The 26,559-nt window shown below is 52.6% G+C and carries 28 protein-coding genes; 26 read left to right on the top strand and 2 right to left on the bottom strand.

Annotation, left to right across the window (positions count from 1 at the left end; translation table 11 throughout):
• The 19 genes from B9Y55_RS01205 (at position 1) to B9Y55_RS01115 (ending at position 17,041) form a co-directional block, all read left to right on the top strand.
• Positions 1-948: a nitronate monooxygenase gene (locus B9Y55_RS01205; RefSeq protein ID WP_200806595.1), complete on the top strand. Its 948-nt coding sequence runs from the start codon at positions 1-3 to the stop codon at positions 946-948.
• 27 nt (positions 949-975) lie between these two features.
• Entirely contained in the window at positions 976-1,923 is a 948-nt protein-coding gene (gene fabD / locus B9Y55_RS01200) for an ACP S-malonyltransferase (protein WP_085543522.1), read from the top strand.
• Between the two features lies 1 nt (position 1,924).
• Entirely contained in the window at positions 1,925-2,671 is a 747-nt protein-coding gene (gene fabG / locus B9Y55_RS01195) for a 3-oxoacyl-[acyl-carrier-protein] reductase (RefSeq protein WP_085543521.1), read from the top strand.
• Between the two features lie 31 nt (positions 2,672-2,702).
• A complete protein-coding gene (gene acpP / locus B9Y55_RS01190) occupies positions 2,703-2,954 on the top strand; it encodes an acyl carrier protein (RefSeq protein WP_085543520.1) in 252 nt (83 codons plus the stop codon).
• A 108-nt stretch (positions 2,955-3,062) separates the two neighbouring features.
• Positions 3,063-4,304, top strand: coding sequence for a beta-ketoacyl-ACP synthase II (fabF, locus tag B9Y55_RS01185; RefSeq protein ID WP_085543519.1), 1,242 nt, complete (start codon positions 3,063-3,065; stop codon positions 4,302-4,304).
• An 8-nt stretch (positions 4,305-4,312) separates the two neighbouring features.
• Entirely contained in the window at positions 4,313-5,041 is a 729-nt protein-coding gene (rnc, locus tag B9Y55_RS01180; RefSeq protein ID WP_085543518.1) for a ribonuclease III, read from the top strand.
• Positions 5,042-5,114: 73 nt separating this feature from the next.
• Positions 5,115-6,113 (top strand): TRAP transporter substrate-binding protein, encoded by a 999-nt coding sequence (locus B9Y55_RS01175; RefSeq protein WP_143340762.1) that lies wholly within the window; start codon positions 5,115-5,117, stop codon positions 6,111-6,113.
• 334 nt (positions 6,114-6,447) lie between these two features.
• On the top strand, positions 6,448-6,912 hold the full coding sequence (locus B9Y55_RS01170; RefSeq protein ID WP_085543517.1) for a TRAP transporter small permease: 465 nt from the start codon (positions 6,448-6,450) through the stop codon (positions 6,910-6,912).
• Positions 6,909-8,186, top strand: a complete 1,278-nt coding sequence (locus B9Y55_RS01165; RefSeq protein ID WP_085543516.1) for a TRAP transporter large permease — start codon at positions 6,909-6,911, stop codon at positions 8,184-8,186. Before B9Y55_RS01170 ends, B9Y55_RS01165 begins: the two co-directional genes overlap by 4 nt.
• A gap of 70 nt (positions 8,187-8,256) precedes the next feature.
• A complete protein-coding gene (locus B9Y55_RS01160; RefSeq protein WP_085543515.1) occupies positions 8,257-9,495 on the top strand; it encodes a Zn-dependent hydrolase in 1,239 nt (412 codons plus the stop codon).
• Between the two features lie 13 nt (positions 9,496-9,508).
• On the top strand, positions 9,509-10,798 hold the full coding sequence (locus tag B9Y55_RS01155) for a dihydroorotase (protein WP_085543514.1): 1,290 nt from the start codon (positions 9,509-9,511) through the stop codon (positions 10,796-10,798).
• Positions 10,799-10,869: 71 nt separating this feature from the next.
• Positions 10,870-11,424: a bifunctional pyr operon transcriptional regulator/uracil phosphoribosyltransferase PyrR gene (pyrR, locus tag B9Y55_RS01150; protein ID WP_085543513.1), complete on the top strand. Its 555-nt coding sequence runs from the start codon at positions 10,870-10,872 to the stop codon at positions 11,422-11,424.
• The gene (locus tag B9Y55_RS01145) at positions 11,421-12,344 is read left to right on the top strand and encodes an aspartate carbamoyltransferase catalytic subunit (RefSeq protein WP_085543512.1); all 924 of its coding nucleotides are present in this window, start codon (positions 11,421-11,423) and stop codon (positions 12,342-12,344) included. The genes pyrR and B9Y55_RS01145 overlap by 4 nt, the downstream gene beginning before the upstream one ends.
• Positions 12,344-13,222 (top strand): amidohydrolase family protein, encoded by an 879-nt coding sequence (locus B9Y55_RS01140; RefSeq protein ID WP_085543511.1) that lies wholly within the window; start codon positions 12,344-12,346, stop codon positions 13,220-13,222. The genes B9Y55_RS01145 and B9Y55_RS01140 overlap by 1 nt, the downstream gene beginning before the upstream one ends.
• Before the next feature lie 19 nt (positions 13,223-13,241).
• Entirely contained in the window at positions 13,242-13,988 is a 747-nt protein-coding gene (locus tag B9Y55_RS01135) for an iron-sulfur cluster-binding protein (RefSeq protein ID WP_085543510.1), read from the top strand.
• Positions 13,981-14,892: a dihydroorotate dehydrogenase gene (locus B9Y55_RS01130; protein WP_085543509.1), complete on the top strand. Its 912-nt coding sequence runs from the start codon at positions 13,981-13,983 to the stop codon at positions 14,890-14,892. The genes B9Y55_RS01135 and B9Y55_RS01130 overlap by 8 nt, the downstream gene beginning before the upstream one ends.
• Positions 14,893-14,911: 19 nt before the next feature.
• On the top strand, positions 14,912-15,622 hold the full coding sequence (gene pyrF / locus B9Y55_RS01125) for an orotidine-5'-phosphate decarboxylase (RefSeq protein ID WP_085543508.1): 711 nt from the start codon (positions 14,912-14,914) through the stop codon (positions 15,620-15,622).
• Positions 15,619-16,203 carry an orotate phosphoribosyltransferase gene (pyrE, locus tag B9Y55_RS01120; RefSeq protein WP_085543507.1) on the top strand — a complete coding sequence of 195 codons (585 nt, stop codon included), beginning with the start codon at positions 15,619-15,621 and terminating at the stop codon, positions 16,201-16,203. The genes pyrF and pyrE overlap by 4 nt, the downstream gene beginning before the upstream one ends.
• Entirely contained in the window at positions 16,193-17,041 is an 849-nt protein-coding gene (locus B9Y55_RS01115) for a hypothetical protein (protein ID WP_085543506.1), read from the top strand. The genes pyrE and B9Y55_RS01115 overlap by 11 nt, the downstream gene beginning before the upstream one ends.
• Before the next feature lie 96 nt (positions 17,042-17,137).
• Here the strand turns inward: B9Y55_RS01115 and selD are convergent, their stop codons facing one another.
• The gene (gene selD / locus B9Y55_RS01110; RefSeq protein ID WP_085543505.1) at positions 17,138-18,175 is read right to left on the bottom strand and encodes a selenide, water dikinase SelD; all 1,038 of its coding nucleotides are present in this window, start codon (positions 18,173-18,175) and stop codon (positions 17,138-17,140) included.
• Positions 18,176-18,328: 153 nt separating this feature from the next.
• On the opposite strand from selD, the gene prfB reads away from it, so the two are divergent.
• Both prfB and B9Y55_RS01100 read left to right on the top strand, forming a co-directional pair.
• A protein-coding gene (prfB, locus tag B9Y55_RS01105) for a peptide chain release factor 2 (RefSeq protein WP_143340761.1) occupies positions 18,329-19,424 on the top strand; the annotation gives its coding sequence in 2 pieces (ribosomal slippage) (positions 18,329-18,400 and positions 18,402-19,424; 1,095 coding nt in all).
• Complete coding sequence (locus tag B9Y55_RS01100; protein ID WP_085543503.1) at positions 19,421-21,142, top strand: SpoIVB peptidase S55 domain-containing protein; 1,722 nt, start codon at positions 19,421-19,423, stop codon at positions 21,140-21,142. The genes prfB and B9Y55_RS01100 overlap by 4 nt, the downstream gene beginning before the upstream one ends.
• A 41-nt stretch (positions 21,143-21,183) precedes the next feature.
• Here B9Y55_RS01100 and B9Y55_RS01095 read toward each other — a convergent pair whose 3' ends face one another.
• Positions 21,184-22,575: a zinc-binding metallopeptidase family protein gene (locus B9Y55_RS01095; RefSeq protein WP_085543502.1), complete on the bottom strand. Its 1,392-nt coding sequence runs from the start codon at positions 22,573-22,575 to the stop codon at positions 21,184-21,186.
• 46 nt (positions 22,576-22,621) lie between these two features.
• On the opposite strand from B9Y55_RS01095, the gene tmk reads away from it, so the two are divergent.
• From tmk to ftsY, 5 genes are read left to right on the top strand one after another with little or no spacing between them, the layout of a single operon-like run.
• Positions 22,622-23,254 (top strand): dTMP kinase, encoded by a 633-nt coding sequence (tmk, locus tag B9Y55_RS01090; protein WP_234986070.1) that lies wholly within the window; start codon positions 22,622-22,624, stop codon positions 23,252-23,254.
• Positions 23,251-23,676 (top strand): DUF327 family protein, encoded by a 426-nt coding sequence (locus B9Y55_RS01085; RefSeq protein WP_085543500.1) that lies wholly within the window; start codon positions 23,251-23,253, stop codon positions 23,674-23,676. The genes tmk and B9Y55_RS01085 overlap by 4 nt, the downstream gene beginning before the upstream one ends.
• The gene (locus tag B9Y55_RS01080) at positions 23,673-24,416 is read left to right on the top strand and encodes a hypothetical protein (protein ID WP_159448181.1); all 744 of its coding nucleotides are present in this window, start codon (positions 23,673-23,675) and stop codon (positions 24,414-24,416) included. The genes B9Y55_RS01085 and B9Y55_RS01080 overlap by 4 nt, the downstream gene beginning before the upstream one ends.
• Entirely contained in the window at positions 24,394-25,623 is a 1,230-nt protein-coding gene (locus B9Y55_RS01075) for a PSP1 domain-containing protein (protein WP_234986077.1), read from the top strand. The genes B9Y55_RS01080 and B9Y55_RS01075 overlap by 23 nt, the downstream gene beginning before the upstream one ends.
• Positions 25,623-26,558, top strand: a complete 936-nt coding sequence (gene ftsY / locus B9Y55_RS01070) for a signal recognition particle-docking protein FtsY (RefSeq protein WP_085543497.1) — start codon at positions 25,623-25,625, stop codon at positions 26,556-26,558. Before B9Y55_RS01075 ends, ftsY begins: the two co-directional genes overlap by 1 nt.
• The last annotated feature ends 1 nt before the right edge of the window (position 26,559 follow it).

The raw sequence follows: 26,559 nt of genomic DNA, 5'->3' as shown, positions 1-26,559 counted from the left end.
ATGATACTTGGTAGACGGATAACAGAGCTCTTAGGCGTTTCCTACCCTGTGATTCAGGGTGGAATGGCCTGGGTCGCTGACGCCGAGCTCGCTGCTGCGGTCAGTAACGGTGGAGGGCTAGGGATTATAGCGGCGGCCAATATGCCTCCGGAGCTACTGGATCGGGAGATCGCCAAAATTCGGACTCTGACCGATAAGCCCTTTGGTGTCAATATTATGCTGATGTCCTCTACCGCTCCAGATGCGATAGAGCTTGCGGCAAAGCACCTGGTCCCGGTGGTGACCACCGGAGCCGGTAGTCCTGGGAAGGTATTAGACCGACTTAAGCCCCTTGGAATAAAGGTCCTTCCCGTTGTGCCCACTACAGCTCTGGCTAAAAGGGTTGAGAGGCAAGGTGCGGATGGGATAATCGTAGAGGGATCCGAAGCAGGAGGCCATATCGGAGAGCTGACGACTATGGTCCTTACACCTATGGTAGCTGACGCTGTGTCGGTCCCTGTAGTCGCCGCAGGAGGTATCGGAGACGGCAGAGGAATGGCCGCTGCTTTTGCTTTAGGAGCAGAAGGGGTTCAGATTGGGACTCGGTTTATATGTGCTTCCGAATGCAGGGTACACGACAGGTATAAACAGGCGGTTATAGACGCCAAGGACAGAAGTTCCGCCGTCACCGGTCGTTCAACGGGGCACCCTGTCAGGTGCATCAGAAACAAGCTTACCGCTCAGTTTGACGAGCTGGAGAGAGTCTGTGCTCCTGCCGAGGATATAGAGTCTTTAGGGGCCGGTAGACTGAGAGATGCGGTAGTAGACGGTGATATCGAGATGGGGTCTTTGATGGCAGGTCAGATAGCCGCCATGGTTTCCTCCATCTCTCCCGCTGCCGACATAATAAGATCTATATGCGAGGAAGCGGAGACGATCTGTTCTCGGCTATCCTCGGAGGTAAAGTAGTTTTTTGTGGAGAGGAGAGGTTTTTATATGGGTTACGCCCTTCTTTTTCCCGGTCAAGGTGCCCAGTTTGTCGGTATGGCTAAGGATCTCTACGATGGTTACCCTTCTGCCCGTGAGGTTTTTGACGAGGCTGACAGGGCTCTAGGGTTTTCTTTGACCTCAATTACGTTTGATGGGCCTGAGGAAAAGCTTAAGCTTACCGCTTACACCCAGCCAGCTATTTTGGCCGCTAGCGTCGCGGTCTTCGACGTATTGCGAAAGGATATAGGTGTGGATTTTGCTCCTGCCTTTGTCGCAGGCCATAGCCTAGGGGAGTATTCCGCCCTGGTCGCCTCCGGTACTTTATCCCTCGCTGACGGCGTCAGGCTCGTTCACGCTCGTGGAAAGCTGATGCAGGAGGCTGTCCCTGAGGGAGAGGGGGCGATGGCCGCCGTCTTAGGGCTCGACGATTCATCGGTTGAGGAGATTTGTCGTTCCTGCGACGGCGATATGGTCTGTGAGGCGGCGAACTTCAACTCTCCAGGGCAGGTCGTCATATCAGGACACGACGAGGCGATAAAAAAAGCGGTGGAGTTGCTTAAAGCTAAAGGGGCGAAGAGAGCGGTGTCCCTTAACGTCAGTGCTCCCTTCCATTGCAGGCTAATGGCCCCTGTGGCGGATCAGCTTCTGGAGGAGATGGATCGTTGTTCTTGGAGCGATTCACGTTGGCCTCTAGTGGCCAACGTCTCCGCATCTTCAGCTTCGACGGTGAAAGACATCAGAGACGGCCTTTACAGGCAGACCTATAGCCCTGTTAGATGGGTCGAGTCCGTCCGTTTTATGGTAGAATCCGGTGTCTCCTCCTTCCTTGAGCTGGGGCCTGGAAACGTTCTAGCCGGATTGGCGAAGAAATGCAGCAAGGGAGTGAAGACCCTTTCGGTAGGATCTTCGGCGGATTTAGAGAGAGCCGTTGACTTTCTGAAGGAGGATCAATAAAATGCCCGAGAACGGAAGGGTTGTCCTGGTTACAGGAGGAGCTAAGGGGATAGGCAAGGCGATCTCCCTTAAGTTGGCTTCTGCGGGATACCAGGTAGCGGTTAACTACAGGAGTTCAGCCCAGTCCGCCTCGGAGCTGGTGGAGGAGATAAATGCCTCCGGCGGCGTCGCTATGGCCGTTTCTGGGGACGTCTCGTCCTCCGACGACGTTAAGGGGATTTTCTCCTCTGTCGCAAAAGAACTTGGTCCTGTCGAGGTCCTCGTCAACAACGCCGGTGTGACCAGAGACGGGTTGCTCATGAGGATGAAAGAGGAAGATTGGGATACGGTTATCGACGGTAACCTGAAGTCCGCTTTTCTGTGCTCAAAGGAAGCCATAAAGGCCATGTCAAAAGGCCGTTGGGGCAGGATTGTCAACATGGCCTCGGTTGTAGGTCTAATAGGTAACCCCGGCCAGGCGAATTACTGTTCCTCTAAAGCGGGATTGATAGGATTGACCAAGAGCGTCGCCAGGGAGTATGCTCAAAGAGGTATAACGGTGAACGCCGTGGCTCCCGGTTTTATCGTTACCGATATGACCGAGGTTCTCCCTCAGTCGGTAAAGGACGGGATGGTATCCTCTATCCCCTCCGGTCGCCCTGGCACAGTGGAGGATGTAGCCTCTGCTGTCGCTTTTCTGGTGTCGGATGAAGCTTCGTATATCACCGGCCAGGTTCTCGCCGTCGATGGCGGCATGACCATGGTCTAGATCGTAATTCAACGAAGGGAGGTGACATACCATGAAGAGAGAAGAAGTTCTTGCTCGCCTGAAGGAGATCGTGATCGATCGCCTCGACGTAGAGGAGGATCAGATAAAGACCGAGTCTTCCTTCGTAGAGGACCTTGGTGCTGACTCCCTCGATATCGTCGAGCTCATCATGGGTATCGAGGAGGAGTTTGATATCGAGATACCCGATGAGGACGCAGAGAAGCTCACCAGCGTAGGTGAAGCTATCGACTACGCCTGCAACAAACTCGGAATTGAGGGATAAACCCCTTTCCAGTACGGTGGGGGGCGTTTTTCGCCCCCCCGCTCAAATCATGGTCGTGAGGAAGACTAGAGTCAGAGAAATTCCTCGACCGTTAAGGAGTGGAGATCCTTGAAGGACAGACGAGTCGTAATAACAGGGCTAGGGGTAGTCAGCCCTATCGCAAACGGAAAAAAAGAATATTGGCAGGCTCTCAAAGAGGGTAAGAACGGCGTTGGACCTGTTACCTGTTTTGACGCGACGGACTTCTCCGTCAAAATAGGGGCGGAGGTCAAGGATTTTGACCCCACCCAGTGGCTTCCTAACAAGGAGGCCAAAAGGGCGGACAGGGTAATTCAGTTCGCCATCGCAGCGTCCGATATGGCAATGGAGGACGCTGGTCTAACCTCTGAGAGCCTGGATCCTCATAGATTTGGCGTTTATATAGGCTCCGGTCAAGGTGGTATAGAGACCTGCTTCGAGAGTTTCCAGACCATGATGACCAAAGGTCCCAGGAAGGTGAGCCCTTTCTTCATCCCTATGATGATAGGCAATATGTCCGCAGCTTACGTCGCCATAAGGCATAAGGCCAAGGGACCGAATATGTGCGTCGTGACCGCCTGTGCTACATCTATCCACAGCATCGGAGAGGCGGTTCGCACCATAGAGAGAGGCGACGCCGACGTCATGCTCTGCGGAGGAACCGAGGCGGCGTTGAGGTCCATCTGTGTGGCCGGTTTTGCTGCGATGAAGGCCCTTTCCACCAGAAACGACGATCCTGCTACCGCAAGCAGGCCTTTCGAGAAGGATAGAGATGGGTTTATCCTTGGGGAAGGCGCAGGGGTTATGGTCATTGAGACCCTAGACAGGGCGATAGAGAGAGGTGCCCACATCTACGGAGAGATCGTCGGTTACGGTTCAACCTGTGACGCAGGCCATATTACCGCTCCCGATCCCGAGGGAGATGGGGCCATAAGGGCTATGAAGTTGGCCATGGACCAGGCTGGATGGGCGATCGATCAGGTAGATCTCATCAACGCCCACGGGACCTCTACCCCTCTAAACGATAAGATAGAGTCTCTGGCCATAAGGACCCTATTCGGTGACAGGGCGGATACCATGATGGTCAACTCCACAAAGTCCATGATAGGACATTGTCTTGGGGCCGCTGGTGCCCTTGAGACCATAGCGGCTATCCAATCCGTCGAGGAGGGGATCGTCCACAAGACCCTCAACCTTTTTGAGAAAGATCCCGATTGCGACATAAACGTGGTGACCGAGACCACCGAAGCCAAGGTAGACAGATTCCTGGTGAACAGCTTTGGATTTGGTGGACATAACGGCGTGTTGGCCGTAGAACGCTGCCGCATATAGGTTTTCCTATGTATGGGCAGAGGTGGGAGGAAGCTCTTAAGGTCTTTCAGGTCAAACTGGGATACCGCTTTCGAGACGCCGAACTGCTTAAGGAGGCCCTGACTCATTCGTCCTACGCCCATGAGTCAGGGCTTTTTTCGTGGAACGAACGTCTTGAATACCTGGGAGACGCTGTACTGGAACTGGCGGTATCCACCAAAGTCTTTAACGATAGGCCAGACCTCAAAGAGGGGGATCTTACCAGGATAAGGTCCAGGTTGGTCTGTGGTGATGCCCTTTTACCCTGGGCCAAGTGGATTGGTATCGACGATCTTCTGAGGGTTAACAGCGGTGTGAGAAAAGAAGGTAGACGTGGCAGGCTCTCCTCGGTTTACTCCGACGCGGTAGAGGCGGTCTTCGGCGCCGTCTATGTGGACGGTGGATTTGACTCAGCCCTGTCCGTTATCGATGGGTATCTGAACTTTCACCTTAAAGGGTGCCTTCCTGGGACTACCTCAAATACCGTCGCCATAGACCCTAAGTCAGAGATACAGAAAGTCCTCCAGGAGAGAGGTATGGCCCTACCGGAGTACAGAAAGGTCTCAAGGATAGGTCCATCCCATAACCCGACCTTTGTCGTCGAACTCTGGGTTAGTGGCAAGCTACTGAGTAAGTCTAAGGGAAAGTCGATAAAGGAGGCGGAGTTTAAGGCTGCGGAGATAGGTCTCAAGGCTCTGCAACCGGTCGCAGAGCCTTGACCTCTTTGGTATAATCACCCATATCCCTGTTTTTACGATAGGGAGAATAACCATATTCTATGGAGGTGCAACTATGAAGCGTTTTTTGATGTTTTCTTTGATCTGTCTTTTCGCCATAACCCCGATGGCCGCTATAGCTCAGGAATATCCCAAGATGACCATCCGGCTGAGCCATAATCAGCCTGTCGGCAGTCCTGAGGATATGGGAGCGGAGAAGTTTAAAGAGCTGGTGGAGGCGGGCTCCGGCGGTAACATGAAGGTACAGGTATTCCCCTCTATGCAGATGGGTTCTATGAGGGAGCAGACCGAGGCCACCCAGATGGGCACTATCGATATAACCGTACAGCCGGTGGCCGTCCTGACTCCTTTCGTCGACGAGCTTAAGATAATCGATTTCCCCTTCCTTTGGCCTTCGTCGGAGGTGCTTTACGACGTTATGGATGGACCGGTGGGAAAGAAGTTTTACGCCTTCACCGAGAGAAAGGGACTGGTTACCCTCGGTCTTTGGGCTTCCGGCTTTAAACAGTTCACTACCAGAGGGCACGATATAAAACTTCCAGATGACTTTAAGGGGCTTAAGATAAGGGTTATGCCCTCTCCTCTCCTTATAGCTCAGTATAAAGCCTGGGGAGCTAATCCCATTCCTATAGAGTACGCCGAGCTTTACAACGCCCTTCAGCAGAGGGTCGTAGATGGCCAGGAGAACCCAATTCAGACTATCGCCATGAACAAGCTCTACGAGGTTCAGGACAGGCTCATAGTGAGCAACCACGGATTTTTGGCTTACCTTTTCGTCGTGAACGCCAACTGGTTTAACGGTCTAGGCGATAACGCCAAAGACCTTATAGTCCGTTCTGAGGAGGAGGCCAGAAAGCTACAGAGAGCGGCTCAGGCGGAAAAAGAGGTTCAGTTCCTGGAGGAGATAAAAGCTTCCGGTATCTCTGTGACCTACCTTTCCGAGGACGAGCACAAGGCGTTTTTCGATAGAAGCCGGTCGGTTCACGAGGAGTTTGCCGATACTGACGTTAAAAAAGAGCTTCTCAACGACTGTTATCAGGCTGTAGAACAGTAGCTTTAGGAAAACTCTAAAAACTAACTTTCGAGTCCCCTCGGAGAGATCGTTCCGCCTACGCCCTGTTTCGCCCAATCGTATACTCCGACCTGCCTGTTTCGTACGAATCGCCTCGGAGGGCACGTCCTGTGCCCCCTCGGCTTGGGGCGACGTCCTGTCGCCCCATTCGACTACACGACGGCATGTCGAGTATACGGGCTCAAATGGGCTTCGTCGGAACGATCTCTCCGAGGATTAGAGTTTTTAGAGGTGTCCTTTAGCTGTCTCTTTGCGTTTCGTATACAGGAGGCGGGGAGAATTCTCCCCGCCTCCTGGGGGTTTTGGGGGGATTTTTATGTGGAGGTTCATAGATAGGCTGGAGGATTTTTTCTGTGCCGCTGCTATTTTAACCACGGCACTGGTTCTGTTCGTCAACGTAACTCTAAGATACCTTTTTAGCTCCAGCACCAGCTGGGCGGAGGAGTTTATAAAGTATCTGATGATATGGATTACCTTCATAGGAGGCAGTATCTGCGTGAGGCAGGGAGCCCATATAAGGATGGATTTCCTCCTGGGTAAACTCTCCGAGTCCGCTCGGCTCAAAGCGGATAGAACGGTCTATCTTCTGTCCGCTCTTTTTTGTGGTTCTATGGCCGCCTACGGTGGGCAGATCGTGTTATTTACCTTAAAGACCGGTCAGGTCTCTCCTGCTCTGAAGCTCCCTATGTGGATAGTCTACCTGGCTATCCCTTTAGGATGCGGACTTATGGCGGTTAGGTTCTCTCAAAGGGCCATAGCGGCGAAAGGAGGGAGAGTATGACAACTCTCTTAATATGTACCCTTATAGCGGCCCTTTTTGGAAGCATCCCTATATTCATAGCCCTTAACGGTGCGGTGTTGCTCTCGATTATCTGTTTTACGTCGATGCCTCCTATGGTCATAATCCAGAAGGCTTTCGGTGGAATAGATAAATTTGCCCTAATGTCCATGCCTTTTTTTATATTCGCCGCCAACGTCATGGACACAGGAGGTCTGTCCAGAAGGATACTGGATTGGACCAGGTGTCTGGTCGGGAGTAAAAAAGGAGGTTTGGCCTACACCACCCAGGTGACCTGTATGGTTTTCGGTGCTCTTTGCGGCTCCAGTCCTGCTACCGTTGTGGCCATGGGGAAGCTCCTCTACCCTGAGCTGGTCAGGGAGGGATATCCAAAGGGATTTTCCGCAGGGCTCATCACCTCCGCCGGATCGGTGGCCCTTATTATCCCTCCGAGTATCACCTTGATAATATACGCAGCGGCGACGGGAACGTCGGTAGGGTCTTTATTTATGGCAGGCATAAGCGCCGGAGTAGTCTACGGGTTAGCAGGTGTCGTCTACATATGGATATTCTCCCGTAAACACGATCTCGCCGTCTCCGAGCCCTCCTCCTGGAGCGAGATATGGACTAAAACCAAAGACGCCGTGTGGTCTCTCATGGTCCCTGTGATAATCCTGGGAGGGATCTACATGGGGGTTTTTACCCCCACCGAGGCGGCAGGGATATCGGTGGTATATTCGCTGTTCGTGGGGATCTTTATCTACAGGGAGATCACCATGGAAAAGCTCTATCACGTGTGTCTTAGGTCCGCTGTGACCTGTGCCCAGGTACTAATACTGGTGGCGGCAGCTCAGACTTTCGGCTGGTTTCTAACGGTGGCTAGAATCCCTCAGGCTGTCACCTCGGCGGTTGTGGCCAACGTGACCTCTCCGTGGATGTTTTTGGCCATGATCAACGTGATTCTTCTGATCGTCGGCATGTTTATGGAAGGTATAGCGGCCATAATAATCCTGGCCCCTCTGTTTTCCCCTATAGCCTCAGGGATGGGTATAGATCCCCTTCATCTAGGGATCGTCATGGTGGCAAACCTGTCCATAGGGAACTTCACCCCTCCCTTTGGTCTTAATCTCTTCGTCGCCAACGGCGTTACCGGTCTTCCTATGTCGGAGATAATCCCTGCGGTAGGACGTTTTATACTGGTCAGTTTTGTGGCGGTGTTGGTTATAACCTACGTCCCGGCTATATCGACCTTCCTGCCGAGACTGGTCTATCCTTAGAGCATAAAGGCCCCTCTGTAGAGGGGCCTTTATGCTACCATATGCGTATCTATCTAAAGGGGTGATGGCGATGTTTTCTGGGTTTGATCTGTGCCTTGATGTCCTTAAGAAGGTTAACCTTCACGGGAAAGACCTTGCTGGAGGTTTTTCAAGGCTGGCTTTTCGTGAGGAGGACCGCAGGGCCAGGGAGGAGCTTATGGCGTTGATGAGGGCACTGGGCTTTTCTCTGGAGGTGGATAGGGTAGGAAACATTATCGGTACTGTGGGAAATATAGGGGATGGCCTTCCTCCTGTGGCCCTTGGCTCCCATATAGACACGGTGCCCCAGGGAGGCCCTTACGACGGTGTCTTAGGGGTCGCTATGGCGATAGGTGCTGCTAAGGAGATAAGGGAGAATAACCCTAACCACCGCTATCCCCTTCAGGTTATGGTTTTTTCCGGTGAAGAATCCAGTCGTTTCGGTATCGCCAACGTAGGCAGCAAGGCGATTACGGGATATCTAACCCTCAAAGACTGCTTTAGCTATAAAGACGACGACGGCGTGATCCTCTTCAAGGCCATGAGGGATTTCGGACTCTCCCCTGAATGGATGGGCCGTTCCAGGCTGCTTCCCTCCAGTCTTAAGGCTTTTTTCGAGGTCCACATAGAACAGGGGCCTTTTCTGCACAGGTCGGGGATAGACGTAGGGGTCGTCGAGGCTATCGCCGCCCCTACTAGAATGGCTGTGGACATAGAGGGCAGGGCGGATCACTCCGGCGCTTGTCCTATGAACATGAGAAAAGACGCTCTAGCCGCAGCGTCAGAGATCGTTTTGGCGGTGGAGTCGGTGGGCATAGACGAATACCTTCACGGAACGGTGGCAACCGTAGGGGTCTGTCGCATAGAGCCTGGAGCGATGAACGTCGTGCCGGGAAAGGCTCATTTAAAAATAGATTTAAGAGGCATAAAGAAAGAAAGTCTGGAGAGAGCCTACGAAAGGATCAGGTCCGCAATAGAGGGTATATGTTTCTCTAGAGGTGTAAAACTTAATTTCAACCTCCTCTCCAAAGGAGATCCAGTGGTCCTGGATGGAGGGCTTCGCCGTCTCTTAGGCGAGGTGTGCGATGACCTTGGCCTTAGGTGGACCGATATGCCAAGCGGTGCCGGTCATGACGCTATGTACGTGGCCTCCTCCATTCCTACCGCCATGATCTTCGTTCCCTGTGTGGAGGGGATAAGCCACAATCCATCGGAAGAGGTGGAATTGGAGAGGATAAGGCCTGGATACAGGGCTTTAGTGGGAGCTTTAGAGAGAATAATGGAAAGGTAAGTAGAGAGGAGCGATGGTTTTGAGAAAACTTTTCAGAGGTGCTCAGGTAATAGATCCCAGTCAAAATCTGGATTCTCAGATGGATATTCTGGTGGAGGATGGATACGTAGGGTGGATAGGAAAGGGAAAGCCTTTTCACGAAGGTGACGTCCAGGAGGTAGATCTCCATGGGCTGACTCTTTTCCCCGGTCTCATAGATGTCCACGTCCACTTTAGGGAGCCAGGGCAGGAGCATAAGGAGACCATCTACACCGGAGGTCTTGCGGCGGTATCAGGGGGATTTTCTCAGGTGATCGCCATGGCGAACACCTCGCCAACGGTGGATTCGGTGGATGTCCTGTCCTCGGTTATGAAGAAAGGAAAAGCCTCCCCTGTAAGGTTTAACTCCGTAGGGGCGGTGACTTTAGGGCTGAAAGGGCGGGAGCTGGCTCCTATGGAGGCTATGGCGGCCTCCGGCGCTGTTGCCTTTTCCGACGATGGTCTGACCGTAGCCGATCCGTCGGTGATGATGAAGGCCTTTGAAAAAGCAGCCTCTCTCGGTCTCCCTATCTCCGTCCACTGCGAAGATCCGCTGCTCTGGGGTGACCGGACCATAAACAGAGGGGCTATTTCCGAAAGGCTGAGCCTCCAGGGAGTCGATGCCACAGCGGAGGAGGCGATTATACAGAGGGATATCCTGTTTGCCGCCAAAACGGGGGCCAATGTTCACGTCCAACACGTGAGTACCGCCTTAGGGGTGGATATTATCCGAAAAGCCAAGGCAGATGGGATAAAGGTATCCGCTGAGGTGACCCCTCACCATCTCCTTCTAACCGACGATGACGTTCTTACAAAGGGTACTAACGGAAAAATGAGTCCACCTCTCAGGACAAAAAAAGATACGTTGGCTCTACAAGAGGCCCTGACGGACGGCACTATCGACGTCATTGCTACCGATCATGCCCCTCATAGCGACGACGAGAAAGCTAAATCTATGATGGAGGCTCCTAACGGAATAGTTGGGTTGGAGACCTGCCTCTCTTTGATTTTATCCGAGCTTGTAGGGAAGGGAAAACTAGGTCTCTCTAGGATGGTTCAGGCTATGTCCTGCACCCCTGCCGCTCTTTTTGGCCTTCCCGGCGGCTCTCTCAGGCCTGGATCGGTGGCCGACATGACGGCTGTCGATATGGAGAGTAGCTGGGTCGTCGATCCCGCACATTTCCTCTCTAAGGCCAAGAATACCCCCTTCGCAGGAATGTCCCTAAAGGGCCGAGGGGTTATGACGGTTATCTCCGGGGAGATCGTTTTTACCTCAAAAAAATAAGTGCAACCGGTTGCAAAAAAGTTTTTGCCCTGATATAATTCCTCCAGCCTGACGGTTAGGAGGCGTATGTCTTGAACTTAAGGGAAAAAACCATAGTAATGACCGAAGAGGACATGGATAGGGTCCTTCGCAGAATAGCCAACGAAATAGTCGAGAAAAACCGTGGAGTAGGGGATCTGGTGATTCTGGGAATTCAGAGGCGTGGTGTCCATCTGGCCTCCAGGATAAGGAATATGCTCAGAGATTCTGAGGGAAGCAAGATACCCTCAGGGGAGCTGGATATAACCCTGTACAGAGACGATCTAGCGGTGCTATCGGACGATCCTGTAGTTCACAGCACGTCGATTCCGGTATCCATATCCGGCAAGAATCTGGTTTTAGTGGACGATGTGCTGTTCACCGGAAGGACGATCAGGGCTGCGCTGGACGCTCTGATGGATCTAGGAAGGCCGGCGTCGGTTCAGCTCGCCATATTGATAGACAGGGGACACAGAGAACTTCCCATTCAGCCCGATTATCTGGGGAAAATGGTCCCTACATCGAGTAGCGAAATCGTTGAGGTAAAGGTTAAGGAACTGGACGGAGAGGACAGAGTTGTTATCTGTGACAGGGAGGTCGCTATATGAGCTGGGAAAGAAAGGGTCTGACCGATCTTTGCGATTGGTCCAGAGAGGACTACGAGGTCTTTTTAGGTCTTGCTTCCGATTACAAAAGATCGCTGGATTCGACGTCCGGTAGAAAGAAAGACATATTAAAGGGCAGAGTGGTGGTCAACCTTTTCTTCGAGCCCTCCACCAGAACTAAGGTGTCCTTTGAGATGGCCGAAAAGCTTCTCGGTGCCGACGTTATAGACTGGTCCTCTTCGGGATCGAGCCTGTCGAAAGGGGAAACCCTCAGGGATACGGCATGGACTTTAAAGGCGATGGGAATCGATGGTCTAGTGGTTCGCCATGGCAGGGCTGGCTTTCCCCTCTTCCTACAGAAGCTCCTTCCCGGTGTCGCTATCATAAACGGTGGCGACGGTGCCAGGAGCCACCCGACCCAGGCTCTGTTGGATCTCCTGTCGGCCACCGAGGCCCTAGGAAGCCTGGACGGAGTTCCGGTGGTGATAGCGGGAGATGTAGGGCACAGCAGGGTGGCCAGAAGCGTCGCTCGAGCTTTTTCCACCATGGGAGCTCGTATAACCTTCGCAGGACCTAAATCCCTGATGCCTGCGGATGTTGAAAGCCTCGGCGGCGTCTACCGTCCCGATGGCCTCCAGGAGGTTAAAGACGCCGGAATAGTCTATCTTCTGAGGATCCAGAAGGAAAGGCAGCAGCAGGAGGAATTCTTCCCCTCTACGGACGAATATCATCGTTATTTCGGCGCGTCTACCGAGTCGATACCTCAGGGAACTTTGATAATGCATCCTGGCCCTATCAATCGAGGGGTCGAGATATCCTCTGCCGTAGCCGACGGACCAAATAATCTGATACTTGATCAGGTCAGAAGCGGAGTGGCCGCCAGAATGGCCATATTGGACCTTTGCCTTGGAGGTGTGGCATAATGGGATTCGTAGACCTTTTCGTCGACCTAGGCAGCGTCTCTCTGGATCAGCTTGCCTTAAAGGCAAAGGATCAGGGAATAGCCTCTGTAGGGATCGTCTCTCCCGTTAGAGATGGACTCACCGGAGGTGTGGATATACGGTCCATTCCCTGTGCCGTAGGACAGGATGGCTCGATGAAGGAGATGAGAAAGCTCAAAGAGATCTCCAGAACCTCCCTGTTGTACGGAGGACGGAGACTTGGCGGAGATAGCAAGCTTTTGAGGACCGTTATGTCCTACTGTTCCGACATGAACTGTCGGCTTGCGCTCATACCTGACGATATGTCCATGACCTCCGATTCCCAGGTCGCCGAGGGGAGGGCCTCAAGTATCTCCGGCATGAAGGGATTTCCATCGGTAGCCGAGTCTACCGGTGTATTCAGAGCCCTGGAGCTATCGAGAGAGTCGGGGGTTTCGGTCCATCTTCACGGCATATCCACCGCCAGGTCCATCGAGATCATCAGGTCCTTTAAAGACGAAGGGTTGAACTGTAGCTGTTCCGTCGTAGCGACAAGTCTGTGCCTAACCGAGGAGGATCTGATAAACTCCTGCTGGGATCCGTCTTTTAAGACGGCGGTGCCCCTTAGGTCTGAGAAAGAACAGAAGGCTCTGTGGGAGGCCATAGGCGACGGTACGGTGGACGTAGTTACCAGCGGTTACGTAGGTATATCCGAGGAGGAGAGGATGGTTCCTTTCGAGGAAGCCCCTTTCGGCGGAACGGACTACGATAGGTGGATCGATAGTCTCTTTGAGGTCAGGGAGAGTAGGTGCCCTCAGATCCCTAAAGATAGGCTTATCCACTGTCTTTCCTCCGGTCCTTCGGGTATTTTAGGCTGTTGATCTGAGAGGGGGAGGTTTCATGGGGCGTGGCGTAGACGATTATTCTGCGGTTTTAACCTCGGTAGAGCTTATCGGTGAGGATGTGGTCTATCTGCGGGCCAGATGTCCCGAATTGGCCTGTGAGGTGGAGCCGGGACAGTTTATCCTGTTGAGGGATCCCGCTTGGGGACTTGACCCTCTGCTGATGAGGCCCTTTGCGGTGGCCGGAGTGATCGGGGATGATATAGAGATACTTCTCCAGGTCGTCGGTAGGGGAACCGAGATGTTAGCCCAGAGGAAGCCCGGCGATCCCCTAGTCGTGCGAGGACCTATGGGTAGAGGGTTCTCAAAGCCCTCATCTTCCCCTGTTTATGTCGCAGGAACCTTAGGATCTGCCCCTTTGCTTTTCGCCAGGGATCGTTTCGGAGCTGGAAGGTTCGTTCTAGGGGTCCCTAACGGCCGTTGGGAGTCCTTTGTCCTGTGGCTAAAGAGGAGATGTCCTGAGCTCGAGGTCTTCTCCGACGACGGTTCTTTAGGGTCAAAAGGCAACTCCCTGAAAGGATTAAGCCCCGATGAAGACGTCTCCGTGATGGCCTGCGGTCCTGGTCCTATGATGGCCGCTATGGCTAATATGGGGCTAAAAGACTGTCAGGTGAGTATGGAGAGCCGGATGGCCTGTGGAATAGGGGCCTGCTCCGGTTGCGTTATCGAGACCTCCTCGGGCAAAAAAAGGGTTTGTGCCGACGGCCCGGTGTTCGACCTCCAGGAGGTGGTCTGGAATGGCTGATCTTTCGGTTAAAATTGGGTCGGTTTCCCTGAAAACCCCTATCGTTATCGCCTCAGGAACCTGGGGATACGACGAAGAACTCTGGAGGGACGATCTCCTTGGTCATGTCGGGGCGGTATGCTCAAAGGCCATAACCGACGGTAAAAAAGAGGGTAACCCGGGGGTAAGGGTGTGGGAGACTCCCTGTGGGCTTCTCAACAGCATAGGCCTTCAGAACACCGGCATAGACGATTTTGTGGACAAAAAACTCCCCGAATTAGAGGGCAGAGGTGTGCCTATAATCGCCAACGTATCCATGGAGGACGAGAAAGGACTTATAAGGATGGTGGAGAGGCTTGTGCCGGTTTCCGACCGTATAACTGCCCTAGAGCTCAACGTCTCCTGTCCTAACGTGGATCACGGCTGTATGTCCTGGGGAGTTAGCCCCGTTTTGACCGGCCAGGCGGTCTCTATGGTCAGATCCCGCTGGTCTGGCCCCCTTTGGGTAAAAATGACCCCTCAGGCCCCCGATCCTGAGGCTGTAGGTCGTGCGGCTCAGGAGTCCGGCGCTGACGCTCTGGTGGTAGCTAATACCTGGCTAGGTATGGCGATGGACGTCAAGGCTAGAAAGCCGGTGTTCGCCCGTAAGGTAGCGGGGTTTTCCGGTCCCGCCGTCTTCCCCCTCTCTTTGCGACTGGTATGGCAGGTCGCCGGTGCGGTGTCCATTCCTATAATAGGCTGTGGCGGGGTGAGTTCCTGGGAGGACCTCCTCTCTATGGTTATGGCGGGAGCCTCGGCGGTGGAGGTAGGAACCGGACTTTTCAGGGACCTTCATATGCCTGAGTCCATCTGTAAAGGCCTCTCTCGTTACATGGAGGCGGAAGGCGTAAAACACGTTTCCGAGCTGGTCGGCGTGGCCAGATAGATATTTTAGGAGGTTTTTTATGAACCGGGACTCTTTGCCCCTTATTCTGGCGTTGGATGTGGATTCTCTGGCGACAGCCAGAAGGACTATGGACGTCGTAAAAGGAAAGGTCGATTACGTTAAGATAGGCCCCAGGCTCTTCGCCTTGGGAGGAACTTCTTTCGTCAAGGAAATGGTGGATTACGGATTTAAGGTTTTCCTGGATCTAAAGCTCCACGATATCCCTAACACCATAAAGATAGCGGTAGAGGCTTTTGGGGATATAGGGCTATGGTCCCTGACCCTTCACGCCGCCGGTGGAAGAAGGATGATGGAGGAAGCTGTGGCCGCCAGAGATAAGATGGGTTCCTCTATGAAGCTCTTTGGGATATCCGTACTCACCAGTTTCAGCGAGGAGGTCTGGGCCGAGGCTACCCCCGGCTGTCCCATGGATGAGGCCCTTAAAAAGAGGGCATGGCTCTGTGGAGATTGTGGCATGGACGGAGTAGTCTGCTCTCCTTTGGACCTGCCTATAATAGCCTCCGTGGCCTCTCCCGATCTGTTGAAGGTAGTCCCCGGAGTAAGACTGACCCCCGGGGGAGACGACCAGACCAGAGTAGCCACCCCCTGCGATGCCTTTCGTAACGGCGCGGACTACGTAGTGATGGGACGTCCTATCTATACCGCACCGGATATCGACCAGGCCATGTCCCTAATATCTCAGTCTATCCAGGAGGGGTTGAGCAAATGAGTGAAGTTCAGCAGCGGTTGGAAAAAATGATGGTAGATTCCGGCGCCTATCTTAAAGGGCATTTCCTTTTGACCTCCGGGAAGCACAGCGGTCACTATATGCAGTGCGCTATGATGCTCCGTTTTCCCGATAACGCCGCCTACGCAGGTGCTCAGATAGCTTCCGCCCTTTCCGGTAGGCAGGTCGATTTCGTAGTTTCCCCTGCGGTCGGTGGCTTGATAATAGGCCACGAGGTGGCCAGGGCTCTCGGTGTTCCCTTTCTGTTCTGCGAGAGGGAGGAGGGTAACATGAAGCTTCGTCGCTTTCCGGTTCCTGAGGGCAAGAAATTCGTCGTGGTAGAGGATGTTATAACCACCGGTGGTTCGGCGGAGGAAGTTCGAGAGCATCTGGAGGCTGCAGGGTGTCTGTGGGAGGACACCTGCTGCATAGTTGACAGGAGCGGCGGCAATCACAGGCTCAAGAGGGATCCTCTGTCCCTTTGGAAGGTATCTTTCCCTGTCTACTCCCCTGATGACTGCCCTCTGTGTGCAGACGGAAGTAAGCCCTATAAGCCCGGAAGCAGAAAGGTCGATGAGGCTTAAAATAATAAAGGCCAGGACGAAGGTTATCCCTATCGTCCTGGCCCTGTCGATTTTTACGCCTGTAGCGGCGGAGGCCAGGTGGAATATAGCTGTGACTAACCCCTGGCTGGCCGCCCTTGTCGCCTTTATCGGCGGGGTGAACGTTAAAGTCGTACCCCTTTCCGGATGGAATAAGGAGGGCGAGATTGTAAAATTCAGGGAAAAAGATCTGGATGCCACAAAAAAAGCTATGGCTATGGACAGGAAGGAAATAAAATCCTTCAGAGGGTCGTTAGGGGAGTCTGCAAGGGTAGAGATCCTTTACAGGGACTTTCCCGACAGTCAAAACCTGGCACAGGTCTTCTCCGATCCAGGGACCCTGCCTTTTATAGGACAGAGGGTCCTGGTGGCTATGGCCGATCTCGATCCCCAGGGGTACGAGTATTACCAAAGAAGACTAGCGGAGTTTCAGAGCAGACTAGATAGTACCGTTTCGATGGGGAGAAAACTCCTCGCCGGTGCCAGTATTCTCGACCTCTCGGGCTCTCAGGATCGCCTATTTCGGGCCACTGGATGCACTGTTACCCATGACGACGGAAAGGTCAGGGCTATGGTGGACGAAGTGCTAACGAAGAAAAGGGCAAAAGAGAGGGACAGGGCTTTAGGCGAACTAATCAGATCTATGGAGGGCTACGATGCCCTGCTTTTGGACTACCGCTCCGGCCTTCAGTTGTCCCTGCCTCCGGGAGCATATCCTATAGTCGTAGTGCGTCCTCTAGATGTCGACGTTGATCCTGTAAGTGCCCTATACGACCGTTACCTGGCGGTCTGGAACGTCTTAAGAAACGTAAGAGACTAAAAAATCACCTTCGAGTTTCCTCGGAGAGGCCGTTTCGCCCTGTCCAGGGCTCCGTCGGAACGATCTCTCCGAGGATCATCGTATTTGGAGGTTCCCTTAAGTAAGCACTAGACGGCCTGAGCCTTCGGAGAACTCTCCTATTATGGCGCTCTTCTCGAATCCCGCCTCTATGGCGAACTCAAGTAGTTCCTCTGATCTCTCAGGAGACACCGCCAATAATAGGCCTCCGCTGGTCTGGGGATCGAAGAGAAAGTCCTGTAAAGGGTCCTCTCCTTCCAGTCCGTCTACTTTGCTCTGGTAAAGGGACCTGTTGGCGTAGGCCCCTGCAGGGACCAGCCCCATCGCCGCTAGCTCCATGGTCCCTTTCATGAGGGGAAGTGAGCTCATACTCAGGTTCAGGTTCAGGTCGCTTTTTGACAGCATATCAAGGGCATGGCCAGCGAAGCCGAATCCTGTCACGTCGGTGCAGCTGTGTACCTCTTTCCGAAGATCTTTGGGCATCTTGAGAGGAAGGTCGTTCAAGGTTCTCATCCACTTTACTCCCTCCTGGACGGCACGTTGGTCCTCTACCATGTCGGCTTTTATGCCGGTGACCATTATGCCAGCTCCTAATGGCTTGGTGAGTATTAGCTTGTCTCCTGCCATTGCCCCGGTTACCTTCCAAAGACAGTCGGCCTCGACCTCCCCGAAAACACAGAGGCCGTACTTAGGTTCCTGGTCCTCGACGCTGTGTCCTCCTACCAGAAAAGCCCCCGATTCCCTGACCTTTCGGTACCCTCCGTCCATCAGCTCTTTCAGGCTCTGGACAGGGAGACAGTTGATCGGGAAAGCCACGATATTGAGGGCGATAAAAGGCTTGCCCCCCATGGCGAAAACGTCGCCTATGGCGTTGGCCGCCGCTATCTCGCCCCACTCTCCTGGATCGTCTACGACGGGAGTAATAAAATCCAGTGTCAGGATGCCAACTCTATTTTCGTCTATTTTCCACAGAGCTGCGTCCTCTCCGCAATCCCAGGAGGTTATCAGCCTTTCGTCAGATGGAACCTCAAAGGATCTCAGCACTTCTTCTAGGTCCGCCGGACCTATCTTAGCGGCTCAGCCGCTGGTTCTGGACATTTCAGTTAAGCGGGCCATAGAGCCACCTCCTTCTTTATAAGGGTAAAGGATATTCCTATAGATTATACATCAAAAAAAGGATCCTAGCCCTTAAGCTATCACCGTAGGTTGTTGTAGATGATATAATGATGCGAAGTAACTTTTGTACGTAGAGAAATGGAGGATTTAACTATGAATACCGTATCTACATCTGTAGCATTGGAGGAACTTCAGGCTCTACTGTCCGACCTGCAGGAAAGTCTTTGACCTGCCTGCATTAAAGCAGGAGGTTTCGAGGCTTCACGAGATAATGGCTCTGCCCGACTTCTGGGGCAGGCAGGACGCTCAGAGGATATCCTCCGATTTAGCGGCTATGGAGGACCAGATATCCGACTGGGATGGGCTTATCGATGAGTTTAACGATTTAGAGGTTCTGGCGGAGTTACTGAGCGAAGAAGACGATCAGGGCCTGAGGAATGAGTTTTTTTCTAGATCTGAGTCTCTCGACGATAGAATAGAACGTAAGAGAATGGAGCTTCTGCTGGACGGCCAGTACGACCGCAGCAACGCTATCGTCACCGTTCACGCAGGATCAGGTGGTCTGGACTCTCAGGACTGGGCGGAGATCCTCTACAGGATGTACCTCAGATGGTGCGAGAATAACGGCTATAAGACCAAGGTTCTGGACTATCAGAGGGACGAAGAGGGAGGAATTAAAACGGTCACCTTTACCGTGGAGGGGGCTCTGGCTTATGGCTATCTTCAGGCGGAGGTCGGCGTTCACCGTCTTGTCAGGATATCGCCTTTCGATACGGCGAAGAGAAGACACACCAGTTTTGCCTCTGTAGACGTCGTCCCCGACCTACCTGAGGACGCTGAGATCGAGATACGCTCCGAGGATCTAAGGATAGATACCTTTAGGTCCAGTGGAGCGGGAGGGCAGCACGTCAATATGACCGATTCGGCGGTAAGGATCACTCATCTTCCTACAGGCATAGTGGTCTCATGTCAGAACGAAAGGTCTCAGCACATGAACAAGGCCGTGGCTATTCACGTCCTGAAGGGAAAACTCTATGAGTTGTCCCTTATCGCCCGTCAAGACGAGTTGGATAGCCTTCACGATAAAAAGGAGATAAGCTGGGGAAGCCAGATAAGGTCCTACGTGCTTCATCCCTATACCATGGTAAAAGACCACCGTACCTCCGTCGAAACGGGCAACGCCTCAGCGGTTCTTGACGGGGATTTGGAGCGATTCCTTCTGGCTTATCTAAGGTGGAAAAAAAGATGAATTACCTAAAAAGGTTTTTTGCTGTGTTTGTCCTGTCTCTACTGGTGATCGACGGCGGTTTTGCGTCCGATTTTCCCTTTTCTACTTCCATTATGGGCGTGGATAAAATCAAGCCTGGGCAAAGGGGCGTCGCCTACACCGTCGTATCCGGCACATCGGTTGTATCCTTCCCTGTAACGGTCATAAGCGTTATACCTCAAGACGGCGATCCCGATCACCTTATAGCTATAAAGGCTGAAGGCCCGGTTATAGAGAAAACCGGAGGTATCGCCGCAGGTATGAGCGGTAGTCCGGTATATATCGATGGTAGGCTAATCGGTGCTATCGGCTATGGATGGAACTTTAGCGACCATCGTTTAGGTCTGGTGACCCCTATTGAGGATATGGCTAAGGTATTCAGCTGGACCGATAAAATACCTCCTTTCGTCAAGAGCGTCCCTATTGATCAGTTGGAGGAGGTTTCCGGTGACTACGATTCCCGTAGGGTTCTATCCCTCTCCGGTGTCGGACCTAGGGCGCAGGAGCGGCTGTCGGAGGCATTAGGATCTCAGGTGATGTTATCCGGCGGAGCAGGAGGAGGTCCTGTAGTTGAGACAGTAGCTAAACTATCTCCCGGTGACGCTATCGGCGTCCTTTTGGCCTGGGGAGATGTCACCTTGGGTGCTACCGGGACCCTCTCCGCCCTCTCCACCGACGGTAGGTTTCTCGCCTTTGCCCACCCGTTTATTCAAAAAGGCTCGGTGGCCTACCCTTTAACCAAGGCCTGGATACACCACGTGGTCCCAAGCGTGGAGTCGCCTTTTAAAATAGGGTCTTTCGGCAACGTTATAGGGACTGTGACCCAGGATAGGGCTCAGGCTATTGGAGGGGTTTTAGGTGCCTTTCCGCCCTCCGTCGATCTAGCCTTTCGGCTTTACGACAGGGACGAAAAAAAACGGTCCTTAAAGGGTTTTAGAGTAGTTTCAGACCCCTTCTTGGTGTCTAAGATAGCTCCCCCGGTATTTCTTGGCCTTATGGATAGGACCTGGGGAAGGAAAGGCGCCGGTACCGCTAAAATGACCATTTCCTTCGATGGAGGGGGACTCTATAAGGGATGGAGCCATACGGACTTTTACTTCTCCCCTGACGATATTTCCGATAGAGTAGCCCAAGCGGTATCGGGCTTGGTCTCCTCGGTGATCTTAAACCCTTATAGAGAGTTATTGCCTCTAGGGGTTAATTTTGAGGTAGAGGTCTCCTCCACCCCGAGGATACTTTACATCGATAGAATTTCGCTGGACAAAGAGACCTACGGTCCTGGGGATACGGTGGAGGTGTCGGTCCATATGAGGCCCTACAGAGCCAGGGAACAGGTCCGAAAATTCTATCTGTCCATACCGGAAGGTGTCGCAGGACCTTGTCAGGTCACGGTGAGAGGTGGAGGCTTAGGGGAGCCCGACGGAGGACAGGGTGAGATGGACCGCTCTATCTCCAATCTCGACGATATGTTAAAGGAATTGTCGGACAGAGAAAAGGCCAACGAGGTGGTTATAGAGCTTTCCTACCAGCCCACCGTTTCCGACGATAGGCAAAGCGGTATGTTGCCTCCTACGGGGGAGTATCCTGGAGAGGTTCGGCGTAGAAAGATCAAAGAGGGCTCTATGAGGGTTTACAGGTCGGACTACTACGTAGAAGGGGCTTTGGATAAGAGCCTTGTGGTCCTTCCTGGGGAGTTTTAGTCGTGAGAGCAGGGGACGACAGAGTTGTCGTCCCCTGCTCTTTATGCCCTGGTCGGAAGGTGTTCCCAAAGGGCCATATAGCACTTGTAAAGCGCCGTCACGTCCGCTGTGCTGACCAGCTCCATAGGAGAGTGCATAGACAAAAGGGCGGGACCGATGTCGATGGTGTCCATACCGGTTCTGGCCAGATATGTAGCGATAGTTCCTCCACCGGCCTTGTCCACTTTACCGAAGCTCCCGGTCTGCCAGGGAACGGATTTTCTATCTAAAGAGGCTATAACCGACGCGACGAACTCCCCTCTTGCCTCGTTGCAATCGTATTTTCCGCCTCTGCCCGAGAATTTAACCAAGGCGACTCCGTTTCCCATGAGAGCCTGCTGATCCCTGACGTAGTTTTTTTTGTAGAGAGGGTTCATCCCAGCGGTTACGTCGGCGCTTATAGCTCCGCTGTTGCTGTAAAGTCTCCTGAGAGACAGAATGTCCGGGGTTTTGCCCGTGGCCTTTAGCAGCTCCAGTAAAAATAGGTCCATAAAGGCCCCCTGGGCCCCACCTATGCTTTCGCTTCCTATTTCCTCTCGATCGACGGCGACGAATACCGCTGTCTTTTCCGGTATGTCCATATCCCAGAAGGCTTTGTAGGACATGGCGGTGCATACTCGATCATCCAGGCCGTAGGCCGCTACCATAGATCCGTCCAGACCAGCAAACCTGGCCGGTCCCGATGGAACTAGGGCCAGATCGGCGGATAGAAAATTCTTTTCCTCCAGGCCCCACTTTTCCATGAGGAGCGTTGATATAGCTTTTTTAACGGGAAAGTCTTCCTCCTCGGAAGGGCTGTTTCCCACTAAGGCGTCCAAATCCTCCCCGTCTACCGCCTCAGAGGCCTTTCTCTTGTCCATGTCTCTGTCCACGTGAGGCTCTAAATCTGGGATCATGAGAACCGGTTCTGAACGATCCTCTCCGAAGGATATATGTAGCGTGGTTCCGTCGGCTCGGTGAATTTCGCCATGGAGGGCCAGAGGGACATTGGTCCATTGATATTTTTTCAAACCTCCGTAATAATGGCAGTCTAGGAAAGCGAGGTTGCCTTCTTCGTATAGAGGACGGCCTTTAACGTCTATCCTGGGAGAGTCTATGTGGGAAGCTATTACCGTTACGCCGTTATCCAGCCCCTCTTTACCGATTCTAGCGGCTAGTATGGCTCGTCCTTTCCAGTCCATGTAGAGGACATCTCCCGGTTGGAGGGTGTCGGTATTCTCCGAGGTTATGGCTCCCCTTGCCTCTAGGTCCGATTTCAACCAGCGGACACATTCTCTCTCTGTTTTGCAGGATGTTACCATGTCCATCAGAAAATCGGTGGTCTCTTTGATCTCCGAGGGGGTATACTTTTCCCAGCTCCTGGAATTGATATTCTTGTCGGCGATATCGCTCATGGTATTCCTCCTAACTTTGTTTTTTTATCGGAAACGAGGGTATTATATGCTAGTTAGCTCGAGAATGCACCGTAAGGGACTTTTTATATCCTTCGAGGGGATCGACGGATCTGGGAAATCAACCCAAGCCAGGCTGTTGTGCGATCACCTCAGGGATTTAGGTTATTCAGTAACTCTGACCAGAGAGCCTGGGGATTGGTCCGAGGGAGGTAAGTTAAGGGATGTCCTGCTTAACGGGGTTTTGATGCACCACAAGACCGAGTTGTTTCTCTTTCTCGCCGACAGGTGCGAGCACCTCGTTCAGGTTGTTATTCCAGCTCTATCCAGAGGGGACATAGTCATTTGTGACCGCTATACAGACTCTACCGTCGCCTACCAGTGTTTCGGAAGGGGCCTTGAACTAGGTTTTGTCGAGAGGATCTTTGGCTGGTGTGACTTTCCAATCCCTGATATGACCGTCTGGCTCAATCTATCCCGTCAGGAGTCCCTCTCCAGGATGGAGGGGAGAGGGACTTCCGATAGAATAGAGCTGGATTTTGACCTTATGTCCAAAATCTCCGAAGGGTTTAGCGAGCTCGCTCGACGTTATCCCGATAGGATCGTCCCCGTCGATGGTAGCGGAGATCCTGAAGAGGTCTTTGGCAGGGTGTGCGATAGTCTGAAAGGGCTGATTCGGTGAAAATAGAGAGGACCTCCAGGGATCGATCGGGAGGTATTGGCTTACCTCTAAAAGACGACAAAAGAGGGCCGTCCAGGTCCGTCGGTGGCTCTTTCGATAAAGCGGTTCAGACCGTGGAGATAGAGGCTCTATTGAAAGAACTGGACGATATAGGGAGCAAACTGTCCAGAGTACCCTCCAGGGTGGTGCTCGCCAGGTACAGGGAGCTGGTAAAACAGCTTCTCGATCAGGCGTTGAAGGGCTTTTTGCTGCGCAGAGATTTACGGTGGAGGAGAACCGAGAGAAGGGCTTTTGTCGTGGTAGAGCAGACCGAGGAGTGGCTCCAGGAGCTGGAGGACGTCTTGCTCAGGGAGAACCAGAGGACCAAGGCCCTTAAACTTATGGAGGATATAAAAGGATGCTTAATATCCCTGCTTTTTTGAAATCCAGCCCACTATGGCTCAATCTTAAGGATAAGCTTGCAGGGGAGGTTACCCCGTCGGCTATAGCCCTTTGTCTTTCAGGTTCCCTCCACAGTGCCCTGCTCTTGGAGATCTCTAAGATTATGCTATGCCTGAATAAAGACGGCTGTGGCCGCTGCCTTTCCTGTATGGCTTGGAGCGAAGGGAGTCACCCTGATCTGATCGTTTCGTCCGAACAGGGGCCTCCGTCGGTGGACCAGTGCAGGGAGATGATCGACGAGTTACATCTCAAGGCTGTGGTCTCCTCCGGCAGGATAGGGGTAGTTCCCTGTGCCGACAAACTTAACATCAACTCCGCCAACAGCCTTTTAAAGATAACCGAAGAGCCTCCAGCGGGCTGTCGACTGATATTCCTTATGGAGGAAAATCGGCTGATCCCGACCCTCAGAAGCAGGATCTGGACTATTGTTTTTCCTGAAGAGGATACCTTTCCGCCGCTGTCACCACCGTCGGGGAAAGCCCAGTGGATGGGGTGGTTAGAGCGTATATCCTCTTTCGATCGCGAGCAACTTATATTGGAGCTTCAGGGGTTTATAGGCTTCCTTGTCCAAAAAAAGTTATACCTCAAGGCATCCAACCTTTCGCAGTTGATATTTTTGGCGGGTCAGACCAATCTATCGGTCTCCATGATGGGAGATATGGTTTTTTTACTCATAGAGGAGGAATACCCTTTTGAAAGTGTTTTTGACCGTATTTGGTAAACCTAGATATCTAGGGTTGGTCTCTGAGGCGGGAATACCGGTGTTAGTGCCAGGTGAGCCTGTGGTGGTGGAGACCTCTAGAGGAGAGGAAGTCGCTAAAGTAGCAGGTGAAATCTCCGGCGAACAGGCGGATTTTTACGTCAGAAGCAACGAAGAGGGCTCAAAGGAAGGGGTTCAAAACGGAGAGCCCGGTCTCCAGACAGTTTCCTTCGTAAGGCAGGCTACCGACAGAGATCTACTGCTAGATGGGGAGAATAGATCTCTGGAGGAAGGGGTTTTGTATAAATCTCGCCAGCTTCTGGGAGAACATCACCTTGCCATGAAAATAGTGGATGTAGAGTATCTACTGGATAGAAAAAAACTTTTTTTCTACTTCACCTCGGAGCAAAGGGTCGATTTCAGGGCTTACGTAAGGGACTTAGCCAGGGAATTTAAAACCAGAATAGAGCTAAGGCAAATTGGGGTCAGAGACGAGTCTAAGGTCGTCAAGGGGATCGCTCCCTGTGGAAGGCCCTGTTGCTGTAGCTACTGGCTTCACGCTTTTATGCCTATCGGCATCAAAATGGTAAAAGAGCAAAACCTGGCCCTCAACCCTAGTAAGATATCCGGTCTCTGTGGGCGTCTTATGTGCTGTATGAGCTACGAACATAACGTGTACAGAGAGCTTTGGAAAAAACTGCCTAACCCAGGGAGCAAGATAAAAGGGCCTCGGGGCAACTTCCTGATGATGGGGGTGGATATCAAAGAGGGGAGCGTGCTTCTAAGGTCCCCTGACGGAACCCATTTTTCCGTCGAGGTCGACTCTTTTGAGGAGTTTAAGGAAAAAGTCCTGGCAGGAGAGGACGGTATGATCCCCAACAGCCGTCCCAACGGAAACAGGAAGAAAAGCTCCAGCAACGATCTTCCTCCTCCTGTTGAGATCCCCCCGGTTCGGGATGCCGGAGGTAAGGACACTAAAGCCGATGGACCGTCGGTGGATAGAGTTTTAAAGAAAGAGCCTTCCTCTGGCCTGGAGACAGGGGCGAAGAAAAACCCGAGGAGGAGAAAGAAGAAAAAGAAGCCTATAGGAGTCGAGTCAGTACAGTCGCCTGTAGTTAAAGATAAACAAGAATCTCCTGAAAAAAAATCTTCCGATACGACTAAGAAAAAGAGGAGACGAAGAAGCAACAGGAAGAAACCTGTTTCCAGCGAGGGAGGGGATAGCTAATGGCCTTCTTAAAGGATATAAAGACAAAGCTCTCTTCGGTGAGGGAAAAATGGAGTGACGGAGTCGTTTCCCTCTTTTCTGGAAAGATAAACGACGATTTTTGGATTGACCTAGAGGAAAAACTTATCTCCGGCGACGTGGGAGTCGATCTGTCCGAGTCTCTTGTCTCGGAGCTTAAAGGTATTTACAGGAAAGAGGGTATAAGGGAACCGGAGGTCCTTTTATCCAGCTTCAGAAGCCTTTTGGTGGAAAAGCTAAAAAAGATACCTCTGATGGGGGCTCCGGTAGACCTATCCTCCCGCCCCAAGGTTATAGTGATGGTAGGGGTAAACGGGAGCGGAAAGACCACTACCGCAGGAAAGCTCGCAAGCAGCTTTCAGGCTAAGGGGAAAAAGGTTATTATGGCAGCAGCGGACACCTACAGGGCGGCGGCTGTAGAGCAGCTTCAAGCCTGGGGAGAGAGAACCGGCGTAAGGGTCATAGCTCAACAGCAGGGGAGCGATCCTGGGGCTGTTACCTTTGACTCCATAAACGCCGCTAAAGCCTCCGGCGCGGAGGTAGTGATAGTCGACACCGCTGGCAGGCTTCAGTCAAAACACAATCTCATGGAAGAGCTCGGCAAGATTTACAGGGTGATCTCTCGGGAGATAGAGAGGGAGGATATAGAGTCTTTTTTGGTTCTCGACGCTGTCACCGGCCAAAACGCCTTAAGGCAGGCCCAGGTATTCGATGAAGTTGCTCCGTTGACCGGTATAGTTTTAACCAAGTACGATAATACCGCTAAAGGTGGTATAGTTCTAGCTATAGCGGATCAGCTTGCTCTGCCTATAAGGTATATTGGTCTCGGAGAAGGGGTGGAGGATCTCGGCCCCTTTGACCCAGAGGAGTTTGTCGACGGCCTTTTAGGCACATCCCCAAAAGTGCAGGACGCCTAGT

It is taken from the genome of Dethiosulfovibrio salsuginis (genome assembly GCF_900177735.1).
Classification (GTDB): Bacteria; Synergistota; Synergistia; order Synergistales; family Dethiosulfovibrionaceae; genus Dethiosulfovibrio; species Dethiosulfovibrio salsuginis.
This window is presented reverse-complemented; position numbering and strand designations above follow the sequence as displayed.

What these genes read in the sequence shown, in the direction of transcription:
- fabG (WP_085543521.1), top strand. Translation starts at nt 1,925, where the DNA reads ATGCCCGAGAACGGAAGGGTTGTCCTGGTTACAGGAGGAGCTAAGGGG.
- B9Y55_RS01130 (WP_085543509.1), top strand. Translation starts at nt 13,981, where the DNA reads ATGGCTGATCTTTCGGTTAAAATTGGGTCGGTTTCCCTGAAAACCCCT.
- B9Y55_RS01170 (WP_085543517.1), top strand. Translation starts at nt 6,448, where the DNA reads ATGTGGAGGTTCATAGATAGGCTGGAGGATTTTTTCTGTGCCGCTGCT.
- fabD (WP_085543522.1), top strand. Translation starts at nt 976, where the DNA reads ATGGGTTACGCCCTTCTTTTTCCCGGTCAAGGTGCCCAGTTTGTCGGT.
- B9Y55_RS01175 (WP_143340762.1), top strand. Translation starts at nt 5,115, where the DNA reads ATGAAGCGTTTTTTGATGTTTTCTTTGATCTGTCTTTTCGCCATAACC.
- pyrE (WP_085543507.1), top strand. Translation starts at nt 15,619, where the DNA reads ATGAGTGAAGTTCAGCAGCGGTTGGAAAAAATGATGGTAGATTCCGGC.
- B9Y55_RS01095 (WP_085543502.1), bottom strand. Translation starts at nt 22,575, where the DNA reads ATGAGCGATATCGCCGACAAGAATATCAATTCCAGGAGCTGGGAAAAG.
- tmk (WP_234986070.1), top strand. Translation starts at nt 22,622, where the DNA reads ATGCTAGTTAGCTCGAGAATGCACCGTAAGGGACTTTTTATATCCTTC.
- B9Y55_RS01135 (WP_085543510.1), top strand. Translation starts at nt 13,242, where the DNA reads ATGGGGCGTGGCGTAGACGATTATTCTGCGGTTTTAACCTCGGTAGAG.
- pyrF (WP_085543508.1), top strand. Translation starts at nt 14,912, where the DNA reads ATGAACCGGGACTCTTTGCCCCTTATTCTGGCGTTGGATGTGGATTCT.
- B9Y55_RS01165 (WP_085543516.1), top strand. Translation starts at nt 6,909, where the DNA reads ATGACAACTCTCTTAATATGTACCCTTATAGCGGCCCTTTTTGGAAGC.
- B9Y55_RS01145 (WP_085543512.1), top strand. Translation starts at nt 11,421, where the DNA reads ATGAGCTGGGAAAGAAAGGGTCTGACCGATCTTTGCGATTGGTCCAGA.
- ftsY (WP_085543497.1), top strand. Translation starts at nt 25,623, where the DNA reads ATGGCCTTCTTAAAGGATATAAAGACAAAGCTCTCTTCGGTGAGGGAA.
- B9Y55_RS01160 (WP_085543515.1), top strand. Translation starts at nt 8,257, where the DNA reads ATGTTTTCTGGGTTTGATCTGTGCCTTGATGTCCTTAAGAAGGTTAAC.
- acpP (WP_085543520.1), top strand. Translation starts at nt 2,703, where the DNA reads ATGAAGAGAGAAGAAGTTCTTGCTCGCCTGAAGGAGATCGTGATCGAT.
- B9Y55_RS01100 (WP_085543503.1), top strand. Translation starts at nt 19,421, where the DNA reads ATGAATTACCTAAAAAGGTTTTTTGCTGTGTTTGTCCTGTCTCTACTG.
- B9Y55_RS01205 (WP_200806595.1), top strand. Translation starts at nt 1, where the DNA reads ATGATACTTGGTAGACGGATAACAGAGCTCTTAGGCGTTTCCTACCCT.
- B9Y55_RS01115 (WP_085543506.1), top strand. Translation starts at nt 16,193, where the DNA reads ATGAGGCTTAAAATAATAAAGGCCAGGACGAAGGTTATCCCTATCGTC.
- B9Y55_RS01155 (WP_085543514.1), top strand. Translation starts at nt 9,509, where the DNA reads ATGGTTTTGAGAAAACTTTTCAGAGGTGCTCAGGTAATAGATCCCAGT.
- B9Y55_RS01140 (WP_085543511.1), top strand. Translation starts at nt 12,344, where the DNA reads ATGGGATTCGTAGACCTTTTCGTCGACCTAGGCAGCGTCTCTCTGGAT.
- rnc (WP_085543518.1), top strand. Translation starts at nt 4,313, where the DNA reads ATGTATGGGCAGAGGTGGGAGGAAGCTCTTAAGGTCTTTCAGGTCAAA.